General features: G+C 28.9%; 8 protein-coding genes. 3 read left to right on the forward strand and 5 right to left on the reverse strand.

Going from position 1 to position 5,335, the window contains the following annotated elements:
• The 3 genes from FWJ34_RS17940 to FWJ34_RS17950 all read left to right on the forward strand — a co-directional run.
• Nucleotides 1-483, forward strand: a 483-nt coding sequence (locus FWJ34_RS17940) for a hypothetical protein (protein ID WP_308256708.1), incomplete at its 5' end; no start/stop codon positions are given.
• Between the two features lie 14 nt (nucleotides 484-497).
• Nucleotides 498-1,160: an AAA family ATPase gene (locus FWJ34_RS17945; RefSeq protein ID WP_308256709.1), complete on the forward strand. Its 663-nt coding sequence runs from the start codon at nucleotides 498-500 to the stop codon at nucleotides 1,158-1,160.
• Nucleotides 1,161-1,298: 138 nt separating this feature from the next.
• Nucleotides 1,299-2,555, forward strand: a complete 1,257-nt coding sequence (locus FWJ34_RS17950) for a WYL domain-containing protein (protein WP_308256710.1) — start codon at nucleotides 1,299-1,301, stop codon at nucleotides 2,553-2,555.
• 21 nt (nucleotides 2,556-2,576) lie between these two features.
• On the opposite strand, the gene FWJ34_RS17955 is transcribed toward FWJ34_RS17950, so the two are convergent.
• The 5 genes from FWJ34_RS17955 to FWJ34_RS17975 all read right to left on the reverse strand — a co-directional run.
• Nucleotides 2,577-2,798 (reverse strand): type II toxin-antitoxin system HicB family antitoxin, encoded by a 222-nt coding sequence (locus FWJ34_RS17955; protein ID WP_308256711.1) that lies wholly within the window; start codon nucleotides 2,796-2,798, stop codon nucleotides 2,577-2,579.
• 3 nt (nucleotides 2,799-2,801) lie between these two features.
• On the reverse strand, nucleotides 2,802-3,056 hold the full coding sequence (locus tag FWJ34_RS17960; protein WP_308256712.1) for a type II toxin-antitoxin system HicA family toxin: 255 nt from the start codon (nucleotides 3,054-3,056) through the stop codon (nucleotides 2,802-2,804).
• A 119-nt stretch (nucleotides 3,057-3,175) separates the two neighbouring features.
• Nucleotides 3,176-3,409: a DUF2281 domain-containing protein gene (locus FWJ34_RS17965; RefSeq protein WP_308256714.1), complete on the reverse strand. Its 234-nt coding sequence runs from the start codon at nucleotides 3,407-3,409 to the stop codon at nucleotides 3,176-3,178.
• Nucleotides 3,410-3,660: 251 nt separating this feature from the next.
• A complete protein-coding gene (locus FWJ34_RS17970) occupies nucleotides 3,661-3,831 on the reverse strand; it encodes a hypothetical protein (RefSeq protein ID WP_308256715.1) in 171 nt (56 codons plus the stop codon).
• A gap of 266 nt (nucleotides 3,832-4,097) precedes the next feature.
• A partial coding sequence (locus FWJ34_RS17975) for a Rieske 2Fe-2S domain-containing protein (RefSeq protein WP_308256716.1) occupies nucleotides 4,098-5,335 on the reverse strand: 1,238 nt, incomplete at its 5' end.

The following is a 5,335-nucleotide window of genomic DNA, read 5'->3' on the forward strand; positions in this document are numbered from 1 at the left end:
AAAGATACATTATTTTTAGATGCCTATAATAGAGTTAAGAAAAATTATTATGAACGTGAACAGAAAAGTGAAAATAGTAATTGGAATTTTCCTAATATAATTGTTGATTCTTCTTCTTATATACAAGTCAATAATCTAAAAAAAATCGGTAAAATTTATATAGATTATAATCAAATAATGCAAATAAAAAATAGTTTTCCTGCCTTTACTCAATTGTTTTTAGAAATGATTAAAAAAGATTTTTATAATACCGCTCCTAAATTAAAAGAATATCAAAATATACTTAATAATATGAACAAAATAAGAAGTTTAAATCCTCATGGAAGTAGTTTTAGTTTGGAACAGCAATTAAATGAAAATAAAATGAAGTATGCAAAAAAATTATATTTTGATAAAGAAAATTTTTTGCAAATTCATAAAGTAACTGACTGGTTTATGCAAGAAATCTCTAAAAGAATTTATCAATTATCAAATGAATCTTAACTTTTAATATACCTATGATTTCACACATTTTAATTGGTTGCCCTAGTAGCGGAAAATCTACTCTTGCCAAATACATTATTAACCAAGACTCAAATTATCAATTTATCTCTACAGATAACACTAGGAAACAACTTTTTGGAGATGAAAATATACAAGGAGATTGGCAGTTAATTGAAGCGGAAATATTTAAACAAATTGACAATTATATTCAAGCAGGAAAACCGATGATTTATGATGCCACTAACGCTCAAAGATGGTGGCGAATTAGTCTTTTGGAAAAGTTAGCACAATATGAAAATGTTAACTGGATTGGTTGGTATTTAAAAACTCCTTTAAATGTTTGTTTAGACTGGAATAAAAAACGTTCTCGACAAGTACCAGATGATGTTATAACTAATTTATATCAATCCCTCAGAAATTTTCCTCCCCTTCCTGCGGAGGGTTTTTTAGCTGTTTATGACATACCCTTTAAAGATGGTAAATTAGAAGTAAATCAGTTTAATGATCAAATCTCAAAATTAAATCGAGTAAAAGTTAATCGCACTAATCGCACCGCCAATAGTAAAATACAATTTCATCCTTATTCAAGATTACTAGACTTCGATCGACTTTTCCACCTCATCAGCTTAATAATTAAATATCCTAACCTCGGCAACCTCTCAGAATCCAACCCCTAATTAATCACAGAAATTTTTGGAGATGAGATTAAATTTGACAGTGAAATAGCAGAAATTTGTGCCATTTTAGCCAAGAAAATAAGCCCTATTTATGCCCAACCAGAAGCCATTAAACAAGACTTAATCTGGTTAGAGAAAATGGGCATTATTAATCAACAAAATTATGAACCATTACCAGATATTGAAATAGTAAATATTGATGATTTAGTAACCCATCCCTACTCAGATATTGAACCATTTACCAGACTAATAAAAACCATTCATTTTATTATCCATCATCCCCTAATTTACCAAAAAAAAGAAGGATGTTTGCAAAGTTTAGTTAACGCCATGCTAGATGAACAAATTATTAACATTAACTGTGGTGATAGTATTCGTAAAGATATAGAAAAAGTTTTAAAACCCTTTGGTATTTTACCCGATTTTACCCTGAAAAAAGGCTATTTTATCGGTACTGGAATTTTATCTCAAACAGATTTAATTAAAGTCTTTCGCCTATTAGAAGCCCAAGCTAATAGTTTATCAGATCCTGTTGCATTATCCATTTATGAAACCTTTAAAAATCGTCTCGGAGATCCTAAAATTGCTCACCCCGAAAGTTATCCCGTCAGGGCAATTTATAATAAAAACATTGTCGATTTAAACAGTCTTCCTAATGATTCTTTAGCGATAAAAATTGATGTCTTAGAAGGTGCGATAGCCTCTGGTGAATTATTAGAATTAAATCGCTTTTCAGGTAGTGCCAAATTTACTCAAAATAACCATCAAAATAATCAAATTAATACTAATAACAATAATTATTTTTTAGCTTATCCATTACAAATAGTTTTTCATAACATTGGTTGGTATTTAGCCTATGAATATGCAGAGGGAATAGACAAAGGTTTATTTAAGTTTGAAAGATTAGATAGGCTATTTTTGGGTAGAAAAACTAATCAATTAAGAGATATAAACCAACAAATAAACGCTTTAAATAAATTACAAAAACTATATCAAGCTAGTGGCGGAATCTTTCTTGGTAATAATGTTAAATTGCAAAAACAATATTTAGATAGTAAACAGAAAAGTAAAGCCGAAATAACTATAGAATTATGGTTTAATGATTATATTTTTAAGTTTATCAGTGAAGGTACAAATCCCTTCCCCTTACAACAAATGAAAATGTCTCCCCGTCTTCATAAAAATAATGAAACAAATCCCCTTTTTACTCTTAAGAAAACAGAAGATAAAAACTTTCCTAATCGTTTTCAAGTAAAATTACCAATATGGTCATTAGAAGATATTGATTTATTACGATGGATTGTCGGTTTTGGTGGGCAAGTTAAGGTAATTAATCCCCCCGAATTAGTGATAAAAGTTAAACAAATAGGAGAAGCTATTTCTCTTTTATATTAAAGTTTAAAAATCGACATTTAACTATCCAGCAATTTGATAAATAATTGGTTTATATTTAGGCAAAGGAATGGGTTTATTTTTTTCTTTAGCAACTTCTAACCATGCTTTTTTGGCAATTAAAACTTCTTGTAATGCCTCTTCTGGAGTTTTTCCGTAAGCAGAACAAAATTTTAAATCAGGAATATCAGCAATATAGCCTTGATCTTCTTCACTATAGAATATATTAATATGATAGTCTTGCATATTTTATTCCTCTTTATCTAAAGTTAAATTATATTTTTCAATCAATGCTAAAAATTGTTTGACTTGATAGGGAGAAACCTGTCCTTTTTTATTTTGAATATTAATAATTTCTGGTATATCATCTCGATTATAAATATGATGACTACCATTAATTCTTGCTAACTCAAAACCGAAGCCTTTTAATAATATTTCAAATTCACTAAATTTAACATTTTTACTTCCTCCTAGTATTTTAGCTAATAACTTTTTCTTATTCATGTCTTTTTTAAAGTGATTTAATTATCAGTGTTATATCCTGAATAATATTATTGTCATTTCACTTAAGATTACGTCAATTAGGCTAAAATTTGACATTAGCATATATTATAATTTTCAGATTATTCGTCATCTTCTAAACCTTTCCAAAGTTGACTAACTGGAATAGTTTGCCCTGTAATCGCTTCATGCCAAGAGATACGAAAATCGTTGACAACATCACTGTCATTTGAGCAATTCATACTACTTTGCTGATATTTTTCCTGAAGATACTCTGCATAATGCAATAATTCTTCTTGCAAAGATACTGGCATTTTCCCCAAAGTTTCTAATATTTTAGTTTCAATATTTATCATAGTTTCTTTATAGGTGAAAGCTATTTTTTATTATTACTATCTTGATTTTATATTAGTCTTAGATTAACTAAATAATATCTGTAGTTTTGTCAAGGCTTTATTTATATCTATAGTTGCTATATTCATAATTTTTAATATCTTCTTAAGTGATTAGACTGTTTATAGTTTGATTTTTTAGGGGACATTTTTCAAGAATAATCATTTCAAACATTTCCAGTTATCTTCACTAACAATAGGGCTAACAATATCTCCTAATGTTTTCCTTTCCCCTCTATAAATTCAGGAGGTTGACGATGGCTAAAAACACTTTTAGATGATTCTTCAAGAATGGTGATAATAACACGGGTGGAAGTAACTTTTCGTGTATCTTCCAACCATTTTACTTGCCCATTTTCATAGATAGCTTCATAGCTTTTTAACATACTTTTTAACTGACTGATAGTTTAGAGCTTTTTCCACATTCATTGTAACTAAAATCTCTTTTCCCCCGAAAAATTGATGGATTTGAAGGTTAATGAATTGAAAGGTTTGATCACACAGCGTGTCGTTAGGATGATGAATTGGTGCGATCGCATCGCAGTTATAACTTCTTAATAAAGGTAATTTATCATTTCCATAAAAACTTTAACATCTTTTTCTAAACTAGGTAACAAATTTAATGCTTTAGTGATTATCCATTGATAAGATTTTACTTATTTCTAGGAGGGATTATTTGCCCTTCATAAAATCTTTTTTCTATTTTACCTAAATATAAATAGATAGAAAAAATTATGATATTTACTACAGAAAAAATTATCATAAACAAGGGTAATAAATTATTTATATATAAACTCATTAAAGGAGTTATTGACCATAAAATGCCAGTAATAATTATTAAAATTAAACGAATTGTTTTGATATTTTTTAACGCTTCTTGACAACTACCACATTTTTCTGTATGAGAATAATATCTTTCTAATAAAATATCATTAGTAGGAGTTTCAGGAAAAGGTTGATTGGGAAATAATTGAGCATTATATTTATTAATCCATTTTCTTAATTCTTGAATAAATAAATCTGCTTTGGTTGGTAAATAATAAGCTTGGGCAAATTTATCACTGCCTCCTAATTGTTCTAAAAATCGTTCTTGATAATGTAAAAAAATTTGATCATCTTCAAGAATATTATTTTGGTTAATATGAGAATACCAACGAGGAGTTAACTTAATAAATAATGCAGGTATTTTAGATGAAAATTGAAAAGGAAATATAGCAAATAATCGACATTTTCCTTTACTTATTGGGGTTGCATAAACTACCGTCATGGTTCGTCCAAATTGCTTTGATGTCAAGTCATGCCACATTAAATTCGGAGCAATAAAAGTTGTGTATTGTGTGCCTAATTTACCTTTCCTTGGTCCTTCTTGCCACACTCCTGAAAAACCTTGTCTATCGGCTTTTATAACTTCTAATTCTACTGGAGAAACATTAGCACGATTACCAACTGAACCATGATGAGTATAAGGAATATGGCTAGAATCTAACACATTTTCTAATAAAGTTAAAGCATCATAAGGAATATCTCTAAAGGTATTAATAATTGTCCAATTTTCTTCATTTTCTTTTAATGGTTCAACTAGTGGTATCGGAGTTAAAAATGCATTTTCAGGATTTCCAGCATAGACAAATAATAAGCCATGTTGAATAAACGTTGGATAATATTTAACACAACTACGAGGAGATTTTTCCCCATTATTTCCTATTACTTGTTGAGGAATTAATTCACAATTCCCTTTACCTGAAAATGCCCAACCATGATAAGGACATTCTAATAAACCTTCTTCATTAATTCTACCTTCACTAAGAGGTGCGAGTCGATGAGGACATTTATCAGCAAATACTCGCCATCTTTCTTCATTTTTATCCCACCAAATTACTAATTTTTCTT

The organism is Geminocystis sp. GBBB08 (assembly GCF_016743215.1).
In the GTDB taxonomy this organism is placed as follows: Bacteria; Cyanobacteriota; Cyanobacteriia; order Cyanobacteriales; family Cyanobacteriaceae; genus Geminocystis.

What these genes read in the sequence shown, in the direction of transcription:
- FWJ34_RS17945 (WP_308256709.1), top strand. Translation starts at nt 498, where the DNA reads ATGATTTCACACATTTTAATTGGTTGCCCTAGTAGCGGAAAATCTACT.
- FWJ34_RS17950 (WP_308256710.1), top strand. Translation starts at nt 1,299, where the DNA reads ATGGGCATTATTAATCAACAAAATTATGAACCATTACCAGATATTGAA.
- FWJ34_RS17955 (WP_308256711.1), bottom strand. Translation starts at nt 2,798, where the DNA reads ATGCAAGACTATCATATTAATATATTCTATAGTGAAGAAGATCAAGGC.
- FWJ34_RS17960 (WP_308256712.1), bottom strand. Translation starts at nt 3,056, where the DNA reads ATGAATAAGAAAAAGTTATTAGCTAAAATACTAGGAGGAAGTAAAAAT.
- FWJ34_RS17965 (WP_308256714.1), bottom strand. Translation starts at nt 3,409, where the DNA reads ATGATAAATATTGAAACTAAAATATTAGAAACTTTGGGGAAAATGCCA.
- FWJ34_RS17970 (WP_308256715.1), bottom strand. Translation starts at nt 3,831, where the DNA reads ATGTTAAAAAGCTATGAAGCTATCTATGAAAATGGGCAAGTAAAATGG.